At 74.3% G+C, this 20,912-nt stretch carries 16 protein-coding genes; 3 read left to right on the top strand and 13 right to left on the bottom strand.

Going from position 1 to position 20,912, the window contains the following annotated elements; genetic code table 11:
- Positions 1 to 14: 14 nt before the first annotated feature.
- From ACIQD7_RS29390 to ACIQD7_RS29380, 3 genes are all read right to left on the bottom strand, one after another.
- Positions 15 to 680 carry an HAD family hydrolase gene (locus ACIQD7_RS29390; protein WP_402445501.1) on the bottom strand — a complete coding sequence of 222 codons (666 nt, stop codon included), beginning with the start codon at positions 678 to 680 and terminating at the stop codon, positions 15 to 17.
- Between the two features lie 80 nt (positions 681 to 760).
- On the bottom strand, positions 761 to 1,888 hold the full coding sequence (locus tag ACIQD7_RS29385) for an acyl-CoA dehydrogenase family protein (protein ID WP_402445499.1): 1,128 nt from the start codon (positions 1,886 to 1,888) through the stop codon (positions 761 to 763).
- Positions 1,882 to 2,865: a ScbA/BarX family gamma-butyrolactone biosynthesis protein gene (locus ACIQD7_RS29380; protein WP_402445497.1), complete on the bottom strand. Its 984-nt coding sequence runs from the start codon at positions 2,863 to 2,865 to the stop codon at positions 1,882 to 1,884. Before ACIQD7_RS29380 ends, ACIQD7_RS29385 begins: the two co-directional genes overlap by 7 nt.
- Before the next feature lie 433 nt (positions 2,866 to 3,298).
- Here ACIQD7_RS29380 and ACIQD7_RS29375 point away from each other — a divergent pair, with 433 nt between their 5' ends.
- The gene (locus ACIQD7_RS29375; protein WP_402445496.1) at positions 3,299 to 3,874 is read left to right on the top strand and encodes a hypothetical protein; all 576 of its coding nucleotides are present in this window, start codon (positions 3,299 to 3,301) and stop codon (positions 3,872 to 3,874) included.
- Between the two features lie 34 nt (positions 3,875 to 3,908).
- Here the strand turns inward: ACIQD7_RS29375 and ACIQD7_RS29370 are convergent, their stop codons facing one another.
- From ACIQD7_RS29370 to katG, 7 genes are all read right to left on the bottom strand, one after another.
- A complete protein-coding gene (locus ACIQD7_RS29370; RefSeq protein WP_402445494.1) occupies positions 3,909 to 4,742 on the bottom strand; it encodes a class II glutamine amidotransferase in 834 nt (277 codons plus the stop codon).
- Positions 4,743 to 4,870: 128 nt separating this feature from the next.
- Positions 4,871 to 6,163: a DUF2254 family protein gene (locus tag ACIQD7_RS29365; protein WP_402445492.1), complete on the bottom strand. Its 1,293-nt coding sequence runs from the start codon at positions 6,161 to 6,163 to the stop codon at positions 4,871 to 4,873.
- Positions 6,164 to 6,178: 15 nt separating this feature from the next.
- Positions 6,179 to 6,463, bottom strand: coding sequence for an SHOCT domain-containing protein (locus tag ACIQD7_RS29360; RefSeq protein WP_402445490.1), 285 nt, complete (start codon positions 6,461 to 6,463; stop codon positions 6,179 to 6,181).
- A gap of 58 nt (positions 6,464 to 6,521) precedes the next feature.
- Positions 6,522 to 6,992, bottom strand: coding sequence for a DUF6325 family protein (locus ACIQD7_RS29355; RefSeq protein ID WP_237529114.1), 471 nt, complete (start codon positions 6,990 to 6,992; stop codon positions 6,522 to 6,524).
- A 129-nt stretch (positions 6,993 to 7,121) separates the two neighbouring features.
- The gene (locus ACIQD7_RS29350) at positions 7,122 to 7,529 is read right to left on the bottom strand and encodes an amphi-Trp domain-containing protein (protein ID WP_402445488.1); all 408 of its coding nucleotides are present in this window, start codon (positions 7,527 to 7,529) and stop codon (positions 7,122 to 7,124) included.
- Between the two features lie 195 nt (positions 7,530 to 7,724).
- Positions 7,725 to 10,535 (bottom strand): hypothetical protein, encoded by a 2,811-nt coding sequence (locus tag ACIQD7_RS29345; protein WP_402445487.1) that lies wholly within the window; start codon positions 10,533 to 10,535, stop codon positions 7,725 to 7,727.
- A 247-nt stretch (positions 10,536 to 10,782) separates the two neighbouring features.
- Positions 10,783 to 13,035, bottom strand: a complete 2,253-nt coding sequence (gene katG / locus ACIQD7_RS29340) for a catalase/peroxidase HPI (RefSeq protein ID WP_402445485.1) — start codon at positions 13,033 to 13,035, stop codon at positions 10,783 to 10,785.
- Between the two features lie 249 nt (positions 13,036 to 13,284).
- Between katG and ACIQD7_RS29335 the strand changes: the two genes are divergently transcribed.
- Complete coding sequence (locus ACIQD7_RS29335) at positions 13,285 to 13,701, top strand: Fur family transcriptional regulator (RefSeq protein WP_402445483.1); 417 nt, start codon at positions 13,285 to 13,287, stop codon at positions 13,699 to 13,701.
- Between the two features lie 169 nt (positions 13,702 to 13,870).
- On the opposite strand, the gene tpx is transcribed toward ACIQD7_RS29335, so the two are convergent.
- Positions 13,871 to 14,371, bottom strand: coding sequence for a thiol peroxidase (gene tpx / locus ACIQD7_RS29330; protein WP_053642641.1), 501 nt, complete (start codon positions 14,369 to 14,371; stop codon positions 13,871 to 13,873).
- Between the two features lie 212 nt (positions 14,372 to 14,583).
- Here tpx and ACIQD7_RS29325 point away from each other — a divergent pair, with 212 nt between their 5' ends.
- Positions 14,584 to 15,888 carry a ricin-type beta-trefoil lectin domain protein gene (locus ACIQD7_RS29325; RefSeq protein WP_402445481.1) on the top strand — a complete coding sequence of 435 codons (1,305 nt, stop codon included), beginning with the start codon at positions 14,584 to 14,586 and terminating at the stop codon, positions 15,886 to 15,888.
- Positions 15,889 to 15,944: 56 nt separating this feature from the next.
- Here the strand turns inward: ACIQD7_RS29325 and ACIQD7_RS29320 are convergent, their stop codons facing one another.
- Entirely contained in the window at positions 15,945 to 18,929 is a 2,985-nt protein-coding gene (locus ACIQD7_RS29320; RefSeq protein ID WP_402445479.1) for a hypothetical protein, read from the bottom strand.
- Positions 18,930 to 20,792: an HSP90 family protein gene (locus tag ACIQD7_RS29315; RefSeq protein WP_402445478.1), complete on the bottom strand. Its 1,863-nt coding sequence runs from the start codon at positions 20,790 to 20,792 to the stop codon at positions 18,930 to 18,932.
- Positions 20,793 to 20,912 lie beyond the last annotated feature (120 nt).

Here is a 20,912-nt window from a genome sequence, read left to right as displayed (position 1 = left end):
ACCGGGGCCGGGCGTCACCCCCCGCCCGGTAACCAGGGGCCCGTACGAGCCGACAGGCGCCTCCAGCCGAGCCGTTCGGCGTGCTCCAGCAGGACGGGATCCTCGCCGACGACCCCGGCCCGGCCCACCCCGGTCAGCAGGGGGAGGTCGCTGGAGTGGTCGCCGTAGGCGAAGCACTCCCGGGCCGGGATCCCGCTCCGTGCCAGGAACGCGCGCGCGGCCGCGACCTTCGCCTCGCCGATCATCGACCGGACGACGCCGCCGGTGAGGCGCCCGTCCGGGCCGACGTCCTGCTCGGTGCACAGCAGCCGCTCCGCGCCGAGCTCCCCGGCCAGTTGCTCCAGGCACGCCCGGTGCGACCCGGAGACCAGCACCACGGCGTGGCCGGCGGCGCGGTGCTCGTGCAGGGCGGCCAGGGCGGCGGTGACGAACGCGTCCGGTCCGGTGCGGTACTCCGCGTACCACCGGCGGCCGGCCGCCAGGAACTCCGTGACGGGAATCCCGGCGAAGGCCCGGTAGTACTCCCGGTTCACCTCGGCCCGCCGGCCCTCCTCGCGGTCCCTCGCGAGCAGCGCGTCGATCGACGGCAACAGTCCGGGCTCCCGGGCCGCCCACCACCTCCAGAAGGCGACCATGCTCTTGGCCGGGATCAGCGTCTCGTCCACGTCGAAGAACGCCACCGCACGCCCGCCGCCACCGGACGCGGAAAGCCCGGCGGACGCGGAAAGCCCGGCGGACGCGCCCGGTCCGGTCGGGGCCGTCATGCGGGAGTGCCCAGGGCCAGGCGGGCGTAGTCCTCGGCCGCCGTCTCCGGGTCGAGGGCCGCGTGGGCCGTGACGGCGAGGACGTCCTGCCAGGGGCGCCGCAGCGGATGGTCGTCCATGAGGCCGCCCGCCCCGGCGGCCCGGAAGAGCACGTCGACGGCCTGCGCGCACAGCGCCGCCGCGGCCGTCGCGTCCCGCCGGCACTCCGCCGCGGCCAGCGGTGTCACCGGCTCCGTTCCGTCCGCCCTGCGGGCCACGTCGGCCAGGAGGAGCCCGGCGGCGTGGATCTCCGACGAGGCGGCGGCGAACGCGCGGAGGCGCCGGGGAGAACGGCCCGGTACCCGGGCGGTCCAGGCCGACCGGGCGGCACGGGCCGCGCCGAGCGCGGGCGCCGCGAACATCAGGGCCGCCACCATCGGATACGGCACGCCGTGGCAGCGGGCCGCGCCGGGAAGCGGCGTCGCCAGATCGGCGACGGTGAAGGAGCGGTGCGCGGGCACGAACACCCCGTCGGCGGCGACCGTGTCGCTGCCGGTGCCCCGCAGCCCCAGGGACCGCCAGGTGTGCCGCACCTCCACGTCGGCGCGCGGGACCGCGAAGACCCGGTGGTCCCGCGTGCCCTCCACGGCTCCCGGAGTCCAGCTGCCGAGCAGCACCCAGTCCGCGTGGGCCACCCCGCTCGCGTACCCCCAGCTCCCGTCGAGCCGCCAGCCGCCGTCCACGGCGGCCGCGCTGCCGCTCGGCGGCACCACCGCGGCCGCGACGCGGACGTCCGGCGACGCGCCCCAGAGGTCGCGCCGGCCCTCCTCGGGCAGATACGCGGCCAGCCGCCCGTGCGCGGCGAACAGGGTGGCGCACCAGGCGGTGGAGGCACAGGTCTCGGCCAGTTCGGCCGAGGCGTCCAGGAGGTGGCCGAAGGTGCCCGCGCCGCCGCCCCAGCGCTCGGGCACGAAGTGCCGTGCGAAGCCCGCCCGGGACAGCGCCCCGGCGACCTCGGCCGTCAGCCGGCGCTCCTCCTCGACGCGGGCGGCCCAGCGGGCGGCGACCGGCGCGACCGCCGCCGGATCGAGCGGCGACTCCCCCGATTCCCGGGGCACTTGTGCGGGCGGGGTGGCGTTCAGCACGGCAGCGCCTCCTGGAACTCGTCGTCCGCGAGCACGGCCCGGACCAGCGTGCGGTCCCCCTGGACGGCGGTGAGGACGAGCCCCTCCTCGGGGCTCGTGCCGCGCCCGGCGGTGACGACCACCGGCCGGTCGAACTCGCCGAACCGCGCGTAGTCCACGGCGAAACGGGGGGCGGCGACGTTCGCGTCCCGGTGGACGGTCGTCCCCGACGACCGGCGGCGCGTCACACGTGCCGCCTGGAGCAGGGCTTCGAGCAGCACCATCCCCTGTATGTGGTCCGACTCGTGGTCGAAGAGGACCGGGTGCGACCGGTTCATGGTCAGCAGCCAGGAGTTCGCCGGCAGCCCGTCCGCCGCGGCGAGCAGCACGTCGCGCGCCTGCCGCCGCCCGACCTCCTCCGGGGCGAGCCTTCTGCCGGGCGGCGCGCCGAGCGGGGGAGAACCGGCTTCTCCCGCCGTGCCGTTGCGGCGGCGCAGCACCGCGTACTGCCGGGACGGAAGGGCGATCCAGCGCACCGAGGCCCGCGCGTGGCGCACGCCCTCGACGTGGATCTCGGCCTCCAGCGCCATGTCGACGCGGGACGGACGGCTCTCCGTCCGGGTGCTGGTGATCTCCATGACCACCGGGAGCGCCCGCTCGCCCGCGTGGGGCAGGCCCGGGGGCGCCACGTCGACCTCGATGCGGTTCATCACCATCACCCGGTCGCCCGAATGGTCCATGCCGTGGAAGCGGTGGCTGAGATGGATGGCGGCCTGGCGCACCGACTCCACCACGAAGGTCGGGTCACCGAAGCCGCGCGGATCGGGATGGTAGAGCGGGTGGTCGCCCGGCCAGAGCGCGGCGACCGTGAAGCGGTCGTTCCCCGTCCTCGTCGCGCCGGTCAGGAGCACCTGATCCGCGGCGGCCTTGTGGACCTCGACCGGGGGAAGAGTCGAACGCTGAGCCGTGACCGTGACGTCGGATGATTTCAGGGGCAAGGCAGGCTCCTCAGGGACGAGTTTCATTGCCAGGTCAAGGAACTTTCCATGCAAGATCCTATATAGGTAAAACTTTTCTATGTTGCGGACGAATGAATTCCGCTTACTTCCGCGGAACGAGGAAGCGGACGGTCCTCCCGCGACACGCCGGCCGATCCGGCCCCGGACCGCCGCCCGTTCGGCCCGGCGGCTCCCGCCCACCCCACCCTCCTCCGACCAGAAGAGGCCACCGAGCTGTGGAAATGTGTCACCTCGCCCGCCCGCGAGACGGGCCGGTCGACGTCCCGGACGGCGCGCGTCACCGGAGCGCGCTCCCTTCGCCTGTGGAATATGCCGCGTTCTGCTGCGCGGGCCTCCCGCTCCTCGGCATCGTGGGACGCGGCGTACCCGAAGGCGGTCTGCTTCGTCGGAACCGGTGCGGAAGGGGAGCGGTATGTGGGAGAGGTACGGGGCGGACGGCCACGAGGGAGCGGTCGGGGTCCTGCTGGAGGACGGGACCGAGCCCGGCCCGGTGTTCTTCGACACCGGCAGCGGCAGTCACGTCCACGAGTCCACCGCCTGGCCGGTCTACGACGGCACCCTGCGGGCGCCCGTGGCGGCCCGGATGCGCGGGAAGTGCGCCTGCGGATGGCGCGGCGAGGCCGACTATCCGATCGACGGGGACCTGGTCGACCGCCGCCACCCCGAGGAGTACGACACCTCCGGTCCGGAGGGTGACTGGGAACGGCACATGGACGAGGTCGCGGCCCGCATGGTCCCGCTGCCCGGGGACGTGGCCGCCCTGCTGAGCCGACTCCGCGAGCGCCTGTCCGAGATCGACGACGAGAACCCGCTCGCCGCGCTGCGGGTGGTGGGCGAACTGGAGGCCATGGCCGCGTCGATCGGCCCGTACGCCGCCCGCCGGATCGCCTTCGAGGACGTCCCGGACGAGGCCGTCGCGGAGGGGCTCGGCATCACCGAGGCCAAGGCCCGCTCGCGCCTGAACCGCTACGGGTTCATGAGCTGGTGACGCGGCGACGGGCGCGCGGCCGCCGCCCCCTTTTTCACGCCGGCGTCGGGACGAAGGGGTGCAGTTCGTCGCCGCCCGGCTGGACGACGCCGTAGCTGCTCTCCGGGACCTCGTTCCAGGCGCCGGGCAGGTCGCCCAGGGGTTCGGAGACGACGAGGCGGGTCTCCTCCGAGACGTCGCGCAGGAACGTGACGTCGGGGTGCAGTCTGCGCAGGGCCTCCACCTGGCTGCTGTGGAAGAGGGACCGGGAGGCGCGCTCGCTGGAGTAGCGGAAGAACCAGAGGCGCTCGCCGTCGGTGACGGCGAGCGTCATCTGCAGGGGGAACTCCACCCCGTGCTCGCGGCCGACGCGCTCCACCACCCCCGCCATCCGGGCGACGGCGGCGGGCGGGTCCTCGTCGAGGCCGAAGGTGAGGGCCAGGTAGAACATGACCTCGGAGTCCGTCGTCCCTTCGAGGTCCGCGTACAGGGCCGGGTCGACGAGCAGCGTGAGATCGCGGCGCAGGCGGTGGAACCCTTCGACCGCGCCGTTGTGCATGAACATCCAGCGGCCGTGCCGGAACGGGTGGCAGTTCGACTGCTGCACCGCCGTCCCGGTCGACGCCCTGATGTGCGCGAAGAACAGCGGCGAGCTGACGTGGTCGGCCAGCTCCCGCAGGTTGCGGTTGCTCCAGGCGGGGCCGATCTCCCGGAAGAGCGCCGGGGAGTCGACGCCCTGCGTGTACCAGCCGACGCCGAACCCGTCGCCGTTGGTCGTCTCCACGCCGAGCCTGGAGTGCAGGCTCTGGTCGATCAGGGAGTGCGCGGGCTTGTACAGGATGGTGTCGAGCAGTACGGACGTGCCCGAGTACGCGAGCCATCGACACATGCGTATCACCTGGGTCCCTGCCGTGCTCCGGGAGCGGCTCCGGGACCTTCCCGTCCGGCCCGCCGGGAAGATCCCGTCCGGCCCTCCCATTCTCGGCTCCCTCGTCCGGGAGTGCCATGCGGGTGCCCTCAGGAGGGGCCCTCCCGGCCCGCTCCGGGCCCGTCCTTCCAGACGAGCGGGTACGCCTCCGCGCCGGTCCGCTCGGCCCACCGGAACCGGTCGAGCACGACGGCCCGCCGCTCCTCCGGGGCCCGCTCCAGCAGCGTGCGCAGGAGGTCGCGGGTCCTGCGCAGCGCCATCGGGGACCCGGTGGCGGCGAAGAGGACGTCGTCGACGGCGGTCCGGACGTAGCGCTCCCAGCCCGGGACGGGAACGCTCACCCGGAGCCGTCCGGCGGAGTCGTGGAACCGGCCGACGGCCAGGTCCCGGCCGGCGAGGCGGACCAGCAGGTCCTCCAGGCGGTCCAGCACCTCCACCGCCGTGGCCGGATCGTTCACCGCGGGGGACAGGGCGCGCAGGGCGATGTCGGCGAGGAGCCGGAAGGGCAGTTCGGGGTCCTGGTCGAAGGCGCGCTCCACCCCCGTCGACAGGAACCCGGGAACGCGCGCCGCCCGTGCCCCGTCCCCGGTCACCCGGGCGATCACCGTGCCCTCCGCCAGGGTGGTGCCGGGCGCGACGCGGAAGACGACCGAGAGGTCGTGCTCCCGGGCGGCGTCCAGGAGGGCGGGCACGTCGATGCCCTGCAGCACGGCCGGCGGTCCCGTCCAGCGCACCTCCGTACCCGTGCCCGTACGCGTACGCGTACGCGTGGGCGTATCGGCGGTGGTGTCCGTTCCGGGCGGTGCGTACGGGTGGACGTACAGGCCGTCGTACAGGCGGTGTGCGCGGGTGGCGATCGCGCTGAGCGAGTGGCCGAGCTGGATCGAGTCGAACGCCCTCATCTGCAGGGTCCGCATCAGGCCGAGCGCGATCAGGGTGAGCAGCACGGCCGCGCACGGGACGAAGACGGAGACGCTCTCCCGGGAGCCGATGGCCAGGCCCGAGGTGATGCAGAAGACGAAGAGACCGATCGTGAAGGCGAACGTCCGCCAGACCACCGGTTCGTGACGGAACAGGCCGAGACGCGGGGTGAACGTGCTCGCGGAGAACTGCACGACCAGGAACAGCACCGAATAGATGATGCTCACCAGGCTGATGACGCCGAAACCCAGGGTGAACAGCACGCTGACCACCCGGCCCGCGTCCACCCGAGGGCCCCCGGTGACCAGCGGGGCCAGCAGTCCGAGACCCAGACCGGCGACCGCGCACAGCAGTTGCGACAGGTCCCTGCGCACGGCGCGCCCGGGCCGCCGGAACGACGTGGCGCGCCGACGCCGTTCCCGCACCCCGGGACGGACGGGACCGTCGGCATGGTCCGGCATCCGGCCTCCTCCGGTTCAGGACGCGAGGATGCGGCTCTTCTGCGCTTCGAACTCCTCCGCGCTCAGCACTCCCTGGTCCTTGAGCTGACCGAGCTGCTGGAGCTGGGAGATCTTGGCGTCCATCGGCGTCGCGGCCGGAGGCGGAGACGGCGCCGCCGCCGCGTAACTCTGCTGGGGGGCGTACTCCTCTTCCTGCCGCGCCCAGCGGCCGGCCTGACGGCGGGAGACGCGGTTGGACACGGCGGTGGCCGTACCCGAGATGACCGCGGTGCGGGCGACGCCGCGCAGAAGTCCGGGCATGGCGGAGCTCCTTGTGGTCGGAGGGAGGAAAGGAGAGTGAGGGGGAGGGGAGGGGCCGTCAGGAGGAGAGGCCCGCCTCGGCTTCGACGGCCTCCAGGGACGCCAGGAGGTCATCGGCGGGAATCCTCCCGCCCGCGACCATGCGGGCGCCGCCGCGCCGCAGCGCCGCCGCCAGGGGCGCGGCCCACAGGTTCTCGTACACGATGACGCCGGCCGAGCTGTCCGGTTCGACGGCGGCCGCGGCCTCCCGCAGGTCGTCCTCGTCGAGCAGGCCGGAGGACGCCCCGTCGAAGACGGCGAGGTCGAGCTCTCCGTCGCCGTCGAGGTCGGCGATCTCCAGCGCGACGACGGAGCCGTCCGCGTCCTTGCGCACGAAGGCCAGGTCGAGGACGCGGATGACGTGCCGGTCGACCAGGTCGAGCAGATGGGCCAGCCCCTCCCCGGTCATCCGGTTGCCGGGGAACTCCAGGACCAGGTAGTCGACGGGGCCCATCTCGGGCGTGTCGTCGGACGTGTCATCGACGCTCATGGCGGCTCCTCGTCGGGTGGTGGTCCGTCCCGGACGCGCGACGGGCCCTGCGGCCCCGTGCCTCCGGCCGGGTGGCGCGTCGCCTCCCATTGCAACACCGGGGAGTCGTGCGCGCACCCGCGTGCCGGGTCAGGACGTCGCGGCGGAACGCTTCGCGGAGGCGGCCCTGCGGGTGCCGGTGCCGGTGCCGGTGGAGGTGGAGGTGGAGGCGCGCTTGGGCTTGGGCTTGGGGGAGACGCTCTTGCGCCGCGCCGTCTTCGCCTCCTTCTCCTCCGCTCCCGCCGGGGGCTTCGGCGGCGCCGGGCGGTGCCGGGCGGTCGACCACTCCAGTTCGATCTCCAGCTCGACCCTGCCCTCCCCGATCTCGACCTCGATCTCGCTGTGGAGCTCGTCGGGAACGCGCAGGCTCAGCGTGCCGTGGCCGATGTTCCACTCGACCTCCCCGCCCTCCTTCAGGGCCGTCGCGAGCTCCATGAGCTGTTCGGCGGCTTCGAGGCGTGACACGGGGCGCTTCTGCTCGAATGTGAGGTCCTTCATGGGCTGTCTCCGGTTCGGGTGCTGGGAGTGTCCGGCGCCCGGACGGCGGGGCCGCCGGACACGGTCGCCCGGGGACCCGCCGTCGTTCCGGACCCGGCCGCGTCTCGTACCCAGCGTGCGCCGTGGCCGGGCCCGCCGCACCCCGGCGGAGCCACGCGGACGCGGTCCCGCCGGGGTACGGAGAGGGGACGGGGGTCACGCCGCGTCCCGCACCCTCCCGGTGAACTCCGGGCCCGGGACCGGCTCCCAGGAGCCGTCGAAGAGCGACAGGGCGGCCCGCAGCGACTCCGCCGGTTCCGTGACGCCGTCCGCGACGGTGGGCAGGCTCAGCTCCGCGACCGTCTCCCCGGCGGGGACGGAGAACCACAGGGACAGGCCGCCGGGGACCGCCTCCGACAGCGGTACGGCCGGGTCCGGGACCTCGCCGATCTGCTGCTCCAGCCATTCGGGGTCGACGTCCGCCGTGGACAGTTCGGCGCCGCCGGTCACCGGCAGCAGGCCGATCGTGCCGATGACGTCGGCGTCCGCCGCGGCGGACAGCGTCACCCGCCAGGTCAGGGCCTCGCCCTCGGTCACGTCGTCCGCGACGGGCACCACGGTCACCGCGGGCAGCGGATCGTCGTTCCGCGCGGTCACCCCGCCCCGGTGGGAGCCGACCACGGCCCCGCGCACCGCCTTCACGAACGCGTCGTGCGGCACGTCGTAACCGAAGCGGGTGTTGCCCCGGACCTCGACCGGCACGTCGATGTCATGGCGTCCGGCACGGACCGTCACCAGGCGCGAGGCGACCCCCTCGCCGTCGGGCCCGGGCACGAACAGGCGGACCTGCCCGCCGCCCCGCCCGGAGACCCGCACCGGGACGCGGTAGGTCCGCACCCCGGAGTCGCCCTCGTCGACCGTCAGGCGGCCGATGTCGACGCGCGGCAGCGCGGCCGGGCGCACGGCGGGGGTGCCGGGGCGCCAGCCCCACCCGTCCACGAGCCAGGCGCGGCCCGCGCCGCCGGCCGGGGACAGTTCGAGCGACGCGATCCGCTTCAGGTCCAGGCCCGCCCGGCGCGCGGCGGACAGCGGGACGCGGACCTCGCGCGCCCACACGGACGCCGTCCGGTCGCTGCCCGGCAGGCCGTCGACCCGGGCGCGGCCCAGGTGCGCGCGGCGGCCCGAGGCGTCGGTCACGGCGACGTCGAACCGGGTGCCCGCGCTGTTGGGCGGGACGGCCAGGCGCAGGGCCAGGGCGTCCGAGCCGGCCAGCGGGACCGGCCGGGACGGGCGTACCGAGACGGTCTTCCCGGGGGCGTCCCACCGCAGCGCGACGGAGTCGCGGCCCGGCTCGGGAGAGGCGTCCCAGGCCGCGAAGTGCGGGGAGGCGCCGCCCTCCTCGGGGTTCAGGCAGGCCCGCTCGGCGTCGGGGTCGACCTGGGCGCACAGCCGGCCCGCGCCGGAGACGGCCGTCGAGGAGTCCGGCAGGAAGGCCGGGGTGCGGTGCCCGCCGACGGCGTGGGTGAGGGCCCGGGCCGGGCCCGCCGACGGCGCGCGGCGGCCGGTGCCGTCGAGCAGCGGCCGGACCCGGTCGTCGCCGCCGACGAACAGCCGGGCCGAGGCCGCGATGTAGGCGGCGCCCGCCTTCTGCTGCTGCCCGGCGGTCAGCCGGGTCGCCGCGCCGGGGGAGCAGACCGGGTCGGGCGTCTCGCCGGACCAGAAGTCGTCGGACGCCGGGGCCTGGGCCTGGCCCGGGGTCCACTCGGTGTTGAAGAAGTTGTGGTTGGCGCCGACCAGGTACACCGAGCTGTGCAGGGCCGTGCCCCGGCCGACGCCCCGGGTGCCGTCGAGGTAGATCTGGCCCTGGAGGTCGCTCACGTCCCCGTCGCAGCCCGGCAGGATCGTCGTGGACGGCACGTCGGGGGCCGGGTTCTGGCCGAAGATCGTGGGCCCGATCAGGACGTTGCCGCGGATCTTCCACCGTACGGGCCCGTGGTGGCCGTCCCGGTCGGCGGGCGGCGGGAAGAGGCTGTCGAGCGCCGCCCGGTTGACGCCCTCGCCGCCGCGCGAGTGGCCGACGAGCAGCACGCGCGCGAGGTCGGCGGGCGCGGTCTTCCGCACGGCGGCCGGCGCGGACGGCCGGTTCGCGGCCCAGTCGGCCCAGCGGGCCAGGTGCAGCCGGACCAGGGAGGAGCGGGCCTGCGCGCCCGAGTCGTCGAGGCTGTGGTCCTGCGCGTTGACGCCGTTGGCGGATATCGAGAGCGTCACGTACCCCTGGGAGGCCAGGAGCTTCTGGGCGTTCAGGTACCCCCGGTGGCTGGGGACCTCCCGGGTGCCCGCCGGGCAGGGCCACGCGCCCGTCGCGTCCTCGGTCCCGGGCGTGTAGCAGGTGGCGTGCCGGCCGTGCAGGAAGAGGGCCACCGGCCGCTTGCCCGGCGCGCCGGCCGGACCCACCACGACGGCGCGCATCTCGACGGGCACGGGGAGGTCGGGCAGCGACACGGACGGCAGGACGTACTCGCCGCCGACGGTGCGGTACGGGCCGGGCGTCCCGGGGTCGACCGGGTTCGCCGGGAACGGGGCCTCCGGCGCGGCGGACGGGAGCGGGGTCTCCGGCGCGAAGGGGCGCAGGCGCGTAGAGGGGGCGGCGGCGTCCAGGCGCTTGCTGCCGGCCGTCACCCGCAGCCGGGCGTCCCGGTCGAGCCGGGTGTCGCCGAGGGGCAGCCGGAAGGCGTGTCCGTCCCGCTCGGCCACCGGACGGCCGAGCAGCCGGTCGCCGGAGTGGAACTCGACCCGGGCGTCGCCCATGGGGACGGGTTCGGACGAGGTCCACACGAGCTGTCGGTGGGCTCCGGTCCCGGTGACCCGCCAGCCCGGGGGGAGTTCGGGGTTCCCGTACCCGGGTTCCCCGGTCGCCGTCGCCGGTGGGGCGGGCGGCGGTTCCCCCGCGTGCGCCGCGCCGGGCGTCGCCGCCGCCAGCGCGAGTAAGGCCGCGGCGGTGGTCACGCCGCGTATGCCACGTATCAAGGCGGTCTTCCTCACGTTCGTTCCCGTGGGGGCACCGCCGGTGGTGTCGGCCGCCCGGCTCCCCGGCGCCCCCTCTCGTCCCGGAGGACGGCGGCGGGCGCGCCGGGGTTGCCTCGTACGGCGTCATGTGCGGGCCGGGCGGCGGGAGTCGGGAACGGGTCCGGCCCGGACGGCGGGGGAGCCGTCCGGGCCGGAGGTGCCGCGACCGGACAGCGGGGGGCGCCGTCCGGCCGCGGGCGGGGGAGGGTCAGACGAGGTCGAACCGGTCCAGGTTCATCACCTTGTCCCACGCGGAGACGAAGTCCTTCACGAACTTCTCCTTCGCGTCGTCGCTCGCGTAGACCTCGGCCAGCGCGCGCAGCTCGCTGTTGGAGCCGAAGACGAGGTCGGCGCGGGTGCCGGTCCACCGGACCGTGCCCGTCGCGGCGTCGTGGGCCTCGAAGAGGTCCGCGTCACCGGCCACCGGACGCCAGATGGTGTCCATGTCGAGCAGGTTGACGAAGAAGTCGTTCGTCAGGGTGCCCGGGGTGGTGGTCAGGACGCCGTGCTTCGAGCCCTGGTGGTTGGCGCCCAGGACGCGCAGGCCGCCGACGAGGACGGTCAGTTCGGGGGCGCTCAGGTTCAGCAGGTTGGCCCGGTCGACGAGGAGGAACTCGGCCGGGAGCCGGCTGCCCTTGCCGAGGTGGTTGCGGAAGCCGTCCGCCCTGGGCTCCAGGGCGGCGAAGGACTCGACGTCCGTCTGCTCCTGGCTCGCGTCCACCCGGCCCGGCGTGAACGGCACCTCGACGTCGAAGCCCGCGTCCTTGGCGGCCTTCTCCACGGCGGCGGAGCCCGCGAGCACGACCAGGTCGGCGATCGAGACCTTCTTGCCGCCCTCGGCGTCGAAGGCGGCCTTGACGCCTTCGAGGACACGGAGGACCTGCGCCAGCTGCTCCGGGTCGTTGACCTCCCAGTTGCGCTGCGGCTCCAGGCGGATGCGGCCGCCGTTGGCACCGCCCCGCTTGTCGCTGCCCCGGAAGGAGGAGGCCGAGGCCCAGGCCGCGGAGACCAGCTGCGCGACGGTCAGGTCCGAGGCGAGGATCCGCTCCTTGAGGGAGGCGACGTCCGCCGCGTCCAGGAGCTCGCCCTCGCGCTCCGGCAGCGGGTCCTGCCACAGCAGGACCTCGGAGGGGACCTCCGGGCCGAGGTAGCGGGAGATCGGACCCAGGTCACGGTGGGTCAGCTTGTACCAGGCGCGGGCGAAGGCGTCCGCGAACTGCTCCGGGTTCTCGTAGAAGCGCCGCGAGATCTGCTCGTACGCCGGGTCGAAGCGCAGCGACAGGTCGGTGGTGAGCATCGTCGGGAGGTGCTTCTTCGACGGGTCGTGCGCGTCGGGGATGATCGCCTCGGCGTCCTTCGCCACCCACTGGTGGGCACCGGCCGGGCTCTTGGTGAGCTCGTAGTCGTATTCGAAGAGGTGCTTGAAGAAGTCGTGGCCCCACTGCGCGGGGGTGGTGGTCCAGGTGACCTCCAGACCGCTGGTGATCGTGTCGCCGCCCTTGCCGGTGCCGTGGGAGTTCGCCCAGCCGAAGCCCTGGGCCTCGATCGGCGCGGCCTCGGGGTCGTCGCCGACGCTCTCGGACGGGCCGGCGCCGTGGGTCTTGCCGAAGGTGTGGCCGCCCGCGATGAGCGCGACGGTCTCCTCGTCGTTCATCGCCATCCGGCGGAAGGTCTCCCGGATGTCGCGGGCCGCCGCGACCGGGTCCGGGTTGCCGTTCGGGCCCTCGGGGTTGACGTAGATGAGGCCCATCTGGACCGCGCCGAGGGGCTCCTCCAGCTCGCGGTCGCCCGTGTAGCGCTTGTCGTCCAGCCAGACGGTCTCGGGACCCCAGTAGACGTCCTCGTCGGGCTCCCACACGTCCGCGCGGCCGCCGGCGAAGCCGAAGGTCTCGAAGCCCATCGTCTCCAGGGCCACGTTGCCGGTGAGGATCAGGAGGTCGGCCCAGGAGAGGTTCTGGCCGTACTTCTTCTTGACCGGCCACAGCAGACGGCGGGCCTTGTCCAGGTTGACGTTGTCCGGCCAGCTGTTGAGCGGCGCGAAGCGCTGCTGGCCGGCGCCGGCGCCGCCGCGGCCGTCGCTGATGCGGTACGTGCCCGCGCTGTGCCACGCCATCCGGACCATCAGGGGGCCGTAGTGGCCGAAGTCGGCCGGCCACCAGTCCTGGGAGGTGGTGAGGACCTCGGCTATGTCGCGCTTCACGGCCGCCAGGTCGAGGTTCTGGAACGCCTCGGCGTAGTCGAAGTCCTCGCCCAGCGGGTTGGCCACGGCGGGGTTCTTCGCCAGGATCTTCAGGTTCAGCCGGTTCGGCCACCACTGGTTGTTCCCGCCGCCCTGGGTCGGGTGGGCGGCGCGGCCGTGGGCGACCGGGCAACCGCCCCCGGTTTCGTCCAGCTTCGCGTCCACGACGATCGCGTCGTGGTTCTCGGGCGCTTCGTTCTCGGGCACGCGGTTCTCAGACATCGGAATCCTTCCGGACCTGGCGGACAACAGTGCTCAGGAAGTGCGATCGGAGCGGCCGGGCCGTGCCCGGAGAGCCGTCACGTATCGGATCTCCCGCCGCGCTGAGGTCTTCCTGTCCCTTGGCCATTAACGGAACCGATCCTACAATGGACCTAGTCCAAGTCAAGAACAACGCCAGATCCTGTCCGAGGAGCACCGGCCGCACACCGGTCACCACGGGCCCGTGCCGAGTCGAAGAGGTGAACCGATATGAGCGACCTGCTGGAACGGCTGAGATCCCGCGGCTGGCGGATGACGTCCCAGCGGCGGGTGGTCGCGGAGGTCCTGGCCGGCGACCACGTCCACCTCACGGCGGACGAGGTGCACGCGCGCGCCGTCGCGCGGCTGCCGGAGATCGCACGGGCGACGGTCTACAACACCCTCGGCGAGCTCGTCGCCCTGGGGGAGGTCGTGGAGCTCTCCACGGACGGACGGGCCAAGCGCTACGACCCGAACGCGCACCGGGCGCACCAGCACCTGGTCTGCTCGGGCTGCGGGCTGATCCGGGACGTCCGCCCGACGGGGGACCCGCTGGCCGTCCTGCCGGCGGAGGAGCGCTTCGGCTTCGCCGTGGAGAAGGCGGACGTGACGTACCGGGGGCTGTGCCCGGACTGCTCGGGGGAGTGAGCCCGGGGCGTTCGAGGGCTCGTACTGCTCGGGGAGCCGGGGAGCCGGGGAGTTCGCATCCCGCACGTCCCGCGTCCCGTACGTCCCGCACGCGAGGAGGGGGCCGTCACCGTTGGTTCGGTGACGGCCCCCTCCGGGGTGGCGGCTCCCGCTCGGAGCCGCCGGGGTGCTACTTGAGGACGGCGAGCGCCTCGTCGTAGCCGGGCTCGTCCGCGATCTCGCCGACGAGCTGCGCGTGCAGGACCTTGTCGTTCTCGTCGAGGACGACGACCGCGCGGGCGGTCAGACCGGCCAGCGGCCCGTCCGCGATCTCCACGCCGTAATCGGTGTGGAACTCGCGGCCCCGGAGCGTCGAGAGGTTCTTGACGTTCTCCAGGCCCTCGGCACCGCAGAAGCGCGCCTGCGCGAAGGGCAGGTCGGCGGAGATGCAGAGCACCACGGTGTTCTCCAGCTCGCCAGCCTTCTTGTTGAAGGCGCGAACGGAGGAGGCGCACGTCGGGGTGTCGACGCTCGGGAAGATGTTGAGGACCTTGCGCACGCCGGCGAAGTCCTTCAGCGACTTGTCGGCGAGACCCTCGGCGACGAGCGTGAAGTCGGGAGCCTGGCTGCCGGGAACCGGCAGGGCGCCGTTGACCTGCACCGGGCTGCCCTTCAGCGTGACCTGGGCCATGGAGTTCTCCTTAAGAGGTACGAATGGCAACGAGGGGAATCGTACGGAGTCCGGACCGCTCGCGCGGTCACACCTCTTGACGCCCCCTTCCTTCACTTCTTAAATCAGGTGGGCGGCGAAGCGGTCCGTCTCCATGCGTGTCATGTACCTGACATGCATCCGCGGTGCGCGTCCACGGCGCCGTCCCCCCACACCCGACGGAAGAGAGAGCCATGACCTCCTCCCGCGCACGACGGCGCACGCTGTCCTCCGCCCTGTCCGCCCTCGCCCTGGCCCTCGCCGTCACGGCGCTCGGCCCCGCGGCCTCGGCCGGCCCCGCCGGGGGAGCCGCCTCCGCGCCCGCCGCCGGAGCCCCCGCCGCCCTCCAGCCCGCCGCCGGGGCGGCCGCCGTCACCTTCTCCGACGACTTCGACGGCCCCGCGGGCGCCGCCGTGGACGGGAGCAAGTGGCAGATCGAGACCGGCGACAACGTCAGCAACCACGAGCGGCAGTACTACACGGCCGGAAACCGCAACGCCGCGCTCGACGGCCAGGGCCACCTGGTCATCACCGCCCGCAAGGAGAACCCGGGCAACTACCAGTGCTGGTACGGACGGTGCGAGTACACCTCGGCGCGGCTCAACACCGCCGGGAAGTTCACCACCCGGTACGGCCGCGTCGAGGCCCGCATGAAGGTGCCGCGCGGCCAGGGCATGTGGCCCGCGTTCTGGATGCTCGGCAACGACATCGGCCAGGTCGGCTGGCCCAACTCGGGCGAGATCGACGTCATGGAGAACGTCGGCTTCGAACCCTCCACCGTCCACGGCACCCTGCACGGCCCCGGCTACTCGGGCTCCGGCGGCATCGGCGCCGGATACACCCTGCCCGGCGGACAGGCCTTCGCCGACGCCTTCCACACCTTCGCCGTCGACTGGTCGCCGAACCGGATCACCTGGTCCGTGGACGGCAACGTCTACCAGACCCGCACGCCCGCCGACCTCGGCGGCCGGACCTGGGTCTTCGACAAGCCCTTCTTCCTGATCCTCAACCTCGCGGTCGGCGGCTACTGGCCCGGCGACCCGAACGGCTCGACCCCCTTCCCGAGCCAGCTCCTCGTCGACCACGTCCGCGTCACCACCTCCGACGCCCCGGCCGGCGGCGGACCGATCACCGGCATCGGCGGCAAGTGCGTCGACGTCGCCGCCGCCGACACCGCGAACGGCACCCCCGTCCAGCTCTACGACTGCAACGGGACCGCCGCCCAGCGGTGGACCGTCGGCACGGACGGCACCCTCCGCGCGCTCGGCAAGTGCCTCGACGTCACCTCCGCCGGAACCGCCGACGGCACGCCCCTCCAACTGTGGGACTGCAACGGCACGGAGGCCCAGCGCTGGGTCGCCAACGACGCCCGGGACGTGGTGAACCCGCGCGCGAACAAGTGTCTGGACGCCACCGGAAACAGCTCCGCCAACGGCACCCGGCTCCAGATCTGGACCTGCGGGGGCACCGCCAACCAGAAGTGGACGGTGACCCGGTAGGAGGGCGGACGGGCGACCCGGCGGCCGCCCGTCCACCTTCGCCCGGCCCCGGGGGCTCAGCCCCGGGGCCGGGCCAGGTACTCCTGCCGCAGGGCGTCGAGGACGTGCGCCGCCTCGGGGTGGCCCGCCTTCCGGCAGCGCGCCGCCGCCGTCGTCAGCCGGGCGATCGCGTCGTCGGTCCGGCCGAGCCCGTTCCCCTCGACCAGGGCGGCGAACCGCACCGACTCCGCCCTCGGCAGCTCGCCCTGCTCGCCGCCCCCCTCGTGGACGCCGATCGAGGCCTCCGCCTCGGCCAGCGCCTCCTCGAAGCGCTCCGCCTCCGCCAGGACCCTGGCCCTGCGGTAGTGCACCTCGCCGCGCTCGTACCAGACGGCGAAGCCCTCGGCGTCCTCCGGCACGCCGTCCAGGACCGCGTCGGCCCGCGCCAGGTGCGCGAGCGCCTCCTCCACCCCCTCGGCCCCCCGGGCCGCCGCCGTGAGACGGGCGAACTCCCGCGCCATCCGCACGATCATCGGCGGGTTCGGCGCCTCTTCGTGCGCGGCCAGGGCACGCCCGTACGCGGCCTCCGCCGCCTCCCAGCGGTCGGCGAGGACCAGCGCGACCGCCGTGTCCGCCGCCACCAGGGTGCGGATCGGGGCGTCGTCCTCCCACCCGGAGACCGTGCCCGCCAGTCGCAGGAACTCCTCCGCCGACGGCAGGTACTCCTCCAGCTCCCGCAGTCCCCGCGCCAGGGACAGCCGGATCTGGGCCACCATCCGCTCGTCCAGGGCGGCGGCCGACTCCTCGGACAGGAGCGACTCCAGGACCGCCACGGCGTCCGCCTGCCGCCCCGACTCCACCAGGACGTCGGCCAGCTGGAGCCGTACGCCCGCGGCCTCCTCGTGCTCCCCGCCCGCGTCGAACCGCGCGGCCGCCTCGGAGAGGTGGCGCACGGCCCCGGCGTGGTCCCCGAGGTGCGAGGACGCGTGACCGAGCAGCGAGTACGTCGGAGCCAGCGGGAAGTCCGCGTCGTCGTACCGCACCGCGTCCGCGAGCGCCCGGTGCAGCAACTCCGCCGCCTCCGCCGGCTCCTGCCGGGACAGCATGATCTGGGCGAGCAGGGCGCGCGGCCGCGAGCCCCGCCAGGGCCGGTCCGAGGCCTCGACGTCCACGAGGGCCGCGCGCAGCTCCGCCTCGGCGAGGGCGACGTCGCCCCGGCGGCCGGCCACGTCCGCGAGGAACTGGCGCGCGTTGGCCGCCTGGTGGGGCACGCCCAGGCGCTCCGCCTCGGCGCGCAGCGCCCCCACGGCCCGCTCGAACCGCTCCGGGGCGGGACCGTGCTCCTCCGGCTCCCGCCGCATCACCTCCTGATAGGCAGCGTAGGCGGCGCAGTACAGCACGGTGAGGTGGGCGAGGACGCGGTCCGCCGCCACGTCGGCACCGGCCGCGCGCTCGGCGTCACCGGGCTTCTCGCCGGTCAGCGGGGCCTCGTCCGCCAGCCGTTCCGCCTCGCGCAGGATCGCGTCGAGCCGGACCCGGGCCGCCTCGTCGCGCCCGGCGTCGGCGTCGTCCTCGCCGGTCGTCCACGCGAGGGCCCTCGCCCGGGCGGCGAGGGCCTGCCACGGCATCCCCAGCTCCTCGTAGAGCCCGGCGGCCGTCTCCAGCTCGGCGCCGCTCTCCGCGTCCTCGTCCCGCTGCCTGAGCCGGTACGCGCGCTCCTCGGCGAGCTCGGCCCGCAGCAGGTCCTCCGGCCCGAGCCGGTCGTCGTGCGCGGCCGAGCCGTCCGCGAGCCGTTCCGCGATCCGGGACCACAGCCGGGTGTCCCCGGGATGGCCGAGACGGGCCAGCCGCCGCGCCTCGGTCACCAGGGCGACGAAGTCCCCGGGGACTTCGGGCGCCCCGGAACCGCCGACGGCGGCTGCCGCCGGGGCCGCGCCCGCGGGGGTGCGGACCGGGGCGGCCGTCCGAAGGCCGAGCGGCAGCGGCTCGTCGAGCAGCGGCCGCCGCGCCAGGCGCTCCCGGCGCCGGTCCCCGACGGCGGTGGTGCCGTTGCGCGCGTCGAAGGCGGCGGCGAGCCGGTCCGCCTCGGCGCGGACGTGGCCGAGGAGTTCCCCGGCGGTCCAGTTCCGCCCCGGCGGCCCCGCCACCGGAGTCTCCGCGTGCCCGTCCTCCACCAGGCGGGCGAGCAGCACCTCCACGCCGGTCAGGAAGCCCAGGCGGTCGAGCGGCGCGCCGGTCGCCTCGAACAGCGGACGGTTCTCCGCGAGGACCTCCAGACCCCGGCCCTCGTTGCGCGAGAGCGCGCAGAACTCCAGGTGCAGACCGACCTCGTGCTGCGTACCGGTGCCGCCCCGGACCCGCCGGTAGCCGGTGAGGTGGTGGGAGCGGGCCTCGTCCGTGCGGCCCAGACGCAGCAGCGGCAGCAGGGCGCGCGCCTGGCTCATCTGCGGCTCCTCGGAGCAGCCCTGCTCGCCCTCCAGGACGGGCCGCCAGACGTCGAGGGCCCCGGCGTCGTCGCCCGCCGCCACCCGGTGCCAGGCGTGGTGCCGGGTCTCGCAGGCCTCGCAGTCGCTCAGCTCGGTACGGGGCCGGGTGGCCCACAGGTCGTAGGCGTCTTCGACGCCCGTGCCGGTGTGGGCGGCCACGTGGTGGCGCATCGCCGCCACCGGCTGCATCCCGTGCCCGGCCTCCTCGTACCGCTTCCGCATCGTGTCGATCCAGCCCCGCACGGTGTCGAGCGGCATCTCCGGCACCTGGAGCAGGGACGTCGTCACCCACTTGAAGCGCCAGTAGACCTGGTGGGCCTCCCACTGGCTGAAGGACTTCGGGGCGGTGTCCCACAGCTTGAGCAGCCGGGCGAAGACCACCGGGGACTTGCGCTGCTCGCCGGTGAACTCGTACGCCGTCATCAGCTCCAGGAGGGCCGTGACGAGGGTGTCGGGCTCGTCGAAGACCTCGGCGGCCTCGACGAGCTCCTCGGCCGTGACGGTCCGCTGGAGTCCGTGCGGGCGGTCGTGGTTCTCGCGCAGCGCCTCGACGACGGCCTCGGGCGTGTCCAGCATCTACAGTTCCTTCCGGGGCTCGGAGCCGGGTGCCGCCGCGTCCGGACGGTGCATGGCGTGGGTCAGCAGGCCGATGAAGGCCCGGTTGAGCAGGGCGCTCTCGCTCGCCCGCAGCGGACGGCGGCTGAGCAGCAGCGCCTGGCCGTAGAGGGCCTCGGCGGTCGTCACGGCGAGCCCGCGCTCGTCGATCGTGATCGCCTGGCGGACCAGCGGGTTGAGGTGGTTCAGGACGAGCTGCGCGCGCGGGGTCTCGTGGCGCAGCGAGCCGAGGATGTCGGCCCACAGGCCGTCGCTGTCGGCGGCCAGGCCCGCCCGCGTCCGCTCGTGGCGCGCCTCCCGGTTGTCCAGGAGCAGCGCGGGCGCGGTGACCGGCTGGAAGTCGCGCAGCACGACGTCGCAGTCGTGGACGGCGATCGTCTCCCGGGCGACCGCGAGGAAGCCCGCCGCCCGCAGCTCGGCGGTCGGGTCCACGGCGTCCAGGTGCGCGGTGACCGTGGCCGGGTCCAGGTCCGTGACGGACGTGCCCGGCCGGATCTCGGGCAGCCGGTGCACCAGGTCGCGGTCGTAGGTGTAGCCGCCGTTGACGACGCCCAGACCGGCGGCCGCCGCGATGGGGGCGACCTGGCGGAACTCCTCGACGCTCCGGGTGACCAGGACCGTCGGGTGGGTCCGTACGAACTCCTCCAGGGTCACGTTGCCGTCGGTGGTCTCGAACGGCAGCCACGGCAGCACGACCCGCAGCAGCTCGTCGTCGTAGCGGGCGAGCGCCTTGACCGCGAGGTGGTGGGTGTCGATGAAGCGGTGCAGGAGCGCCGGGTCGCTGGCGGCGAGCCCGGTGAGCCAGTCCCGGATCCGGTCGCCCAGGGCGTCCCGTACGGCGGACAGCGTGCCGTCCTCGTACAGCGACTCGCGCGACGCGGTGGGCCGCAGGCTGGTCGTGTCGACCACGCAGCGCACGAAGAACGCCCACTCCGGGAGGAGTTCGGGCGCCTTGTCGGTGAGCAGCATCCCCTTGAGGTGCACCCGGTGCCCCGCGCGCTGCGCGGGGCTGACGGCCGTCGGCAGCACGTACGCGACGCCGCGCAGACCGGCCGCCGGCAGGTCGAGTTCGATGCTGTCGAGCGGGGTGAAGTCGAACAGGTCGCGGCAGTACGCGGTGAGGGCCTCGCGGCGGGCCAGCGGGGAGCGGTGGCTCCGCTCCCACGGCGGCGCCTCGTTGATCCGGTGCTCCTCGCCCCGGGAGTCGACGACGGTGACCTCGTGCCGCAGGAGCCCGCCGTAGTGCCGGGCGAGGGAGACGACCTGCCCCGGGCTCGTCCACTCGGCGTTGTCGGCGCGCGGCACGAGCCGGACGGTGGTGCCCGGCTCGGGCACCTCGGAGGCGGGCAGGGTCCGGATGGTGTAGCGGCCGTCGGAGTGGCCGCGCCACTCGACGGCGGGCGCCGCCGGGTCCGACGCGGACCGGCTGACCACGGTGATCTCGTCGGCCACGACGAAGCAGGCGAGCAGACCGATGCCGAACTGGCCGATGAACTCCCCGCGCGCGGCGTCGAGTCCGGCGCCGTCCAGGGCGCCGTCGGCGGTCCGCTTGGAGCTGCGCCCGATGGTGGCGAGGAAGCGGTGGACGTCGGCCTCGGTCAGACCGACGCCGGTGTCCGTGACGGTGAGGACGTCACCGGTGCGGACCGTGATGGCGCCGGGCGCGTCGGGGTCGAGCGCCTGCCGGGCCGTGATGGCGTCCACGGCGTTCTGGAGCAGCTCGCGCAGGTAGACGCGGGGGCTGGAGTAGAGGTGGTGGGAGAGCAGGTCGACCAGACCGCGCAGGTCGACCTGGAAGGTGTGCGCTGACTCGGAAGGAGACACCCGGTGAAGTCTTTCGGTGAACGCGCCCGCGACGACGGGCGGAAGGGAAGGAGGAGGTACGAGAGGGGGCGACGGACCGGCCCTTCACGACCGGCGGTTCCGTACGGACGGCGGTCCTGT

Source organism: Streptomyces sp. NPDC093071 (genome assembly GCF_044754545.1).
Classification (GTDB): Bacteria; Actinomycetota; Actinomycetes; order Streptomycetales; family Streptomycetaceae; genus Streptomyces.
This window is presented reverse-complemented; position numbering and strand designations above follow the sequence as displayed.

Coding starts and splice junctions, on each gene's coding strand:
- ACIQD7_RS29375 (WP_402445496.1), top strand. CDS start 3,299: ATGTGGGAGAGGTACGGGGCGGACGGCCACGAGGGAGCGGTCGGGGTC.
- ACIQD7_RS29370 (WP_402445494.1), bottom strand. CDS start 4,742: ATGTGTCGATGGCTCGCGTACTCGGGCACGTCCGTACTGCTCGACACC.
- ACIQD7_RS29365 (WP_402445492.1), bottom strand. CDS start 6,163: ATGCCGGACCATGCCGACGGTCCCGTCCGTCCCGGGGTGCGGGAACGG.
- ACIQD7_RS29360 (WP_402445490.1), bottom strand. CDS start 6,463: ATGCCCGGACTTCTGCGCGGCGTCGCCCGCACCGCGGTCATCTCGGGT.
- ACIQD7_RS29355 (WP_237529114.1), bottom strand. CDS start 6,992: ATGAGCGTCGATGACACGTCCGACGACACGCCCGAGATGGGCCCCGTC.
- ACIQD7_RS29350 (WP_402445488.1), bottom strand. CDS start 7,529: ATGAAGGACCTCACATTCGAGCAGAAGCGCCCCGTGTCACGCCTCGAA.
- katG (WP_402445485.1), bottom strand. CDS start 13,035: ATGTCTGAGAACCGCGTGCCCGAGAACGAAGCGCCCGAGAACCACGAC.
- ACIQD7_RS29335 (WP_402445483.1), top strand. CDS start 13,285: ATGAGCGACCTGCTGGAACGGCTGAGATCCCGCGGCTGGCGGATGACG.
- tpx (WP_053642641.1), bottom strand. CDS start 14,371: ATGGCCCAGGTCACGCTGAAGGGCAGCCCGGTGCAGGTCAACGGCGCC.
- ACIQD7_RS29325 (WP_402445481.1), top strand. CDS start 14,584: ATGACCTCCTCCCGCGCACGACGGCGCACGCTGTCCTCCGCCCTGTCC.
- ACIQD7_RS29320 (WP_402445479.1), bottom strand. CDS start 18,929: ATGCTGGACACGCCCGAGGCCGTCGTCGAGGCGCTGCGCGAGAACCAC.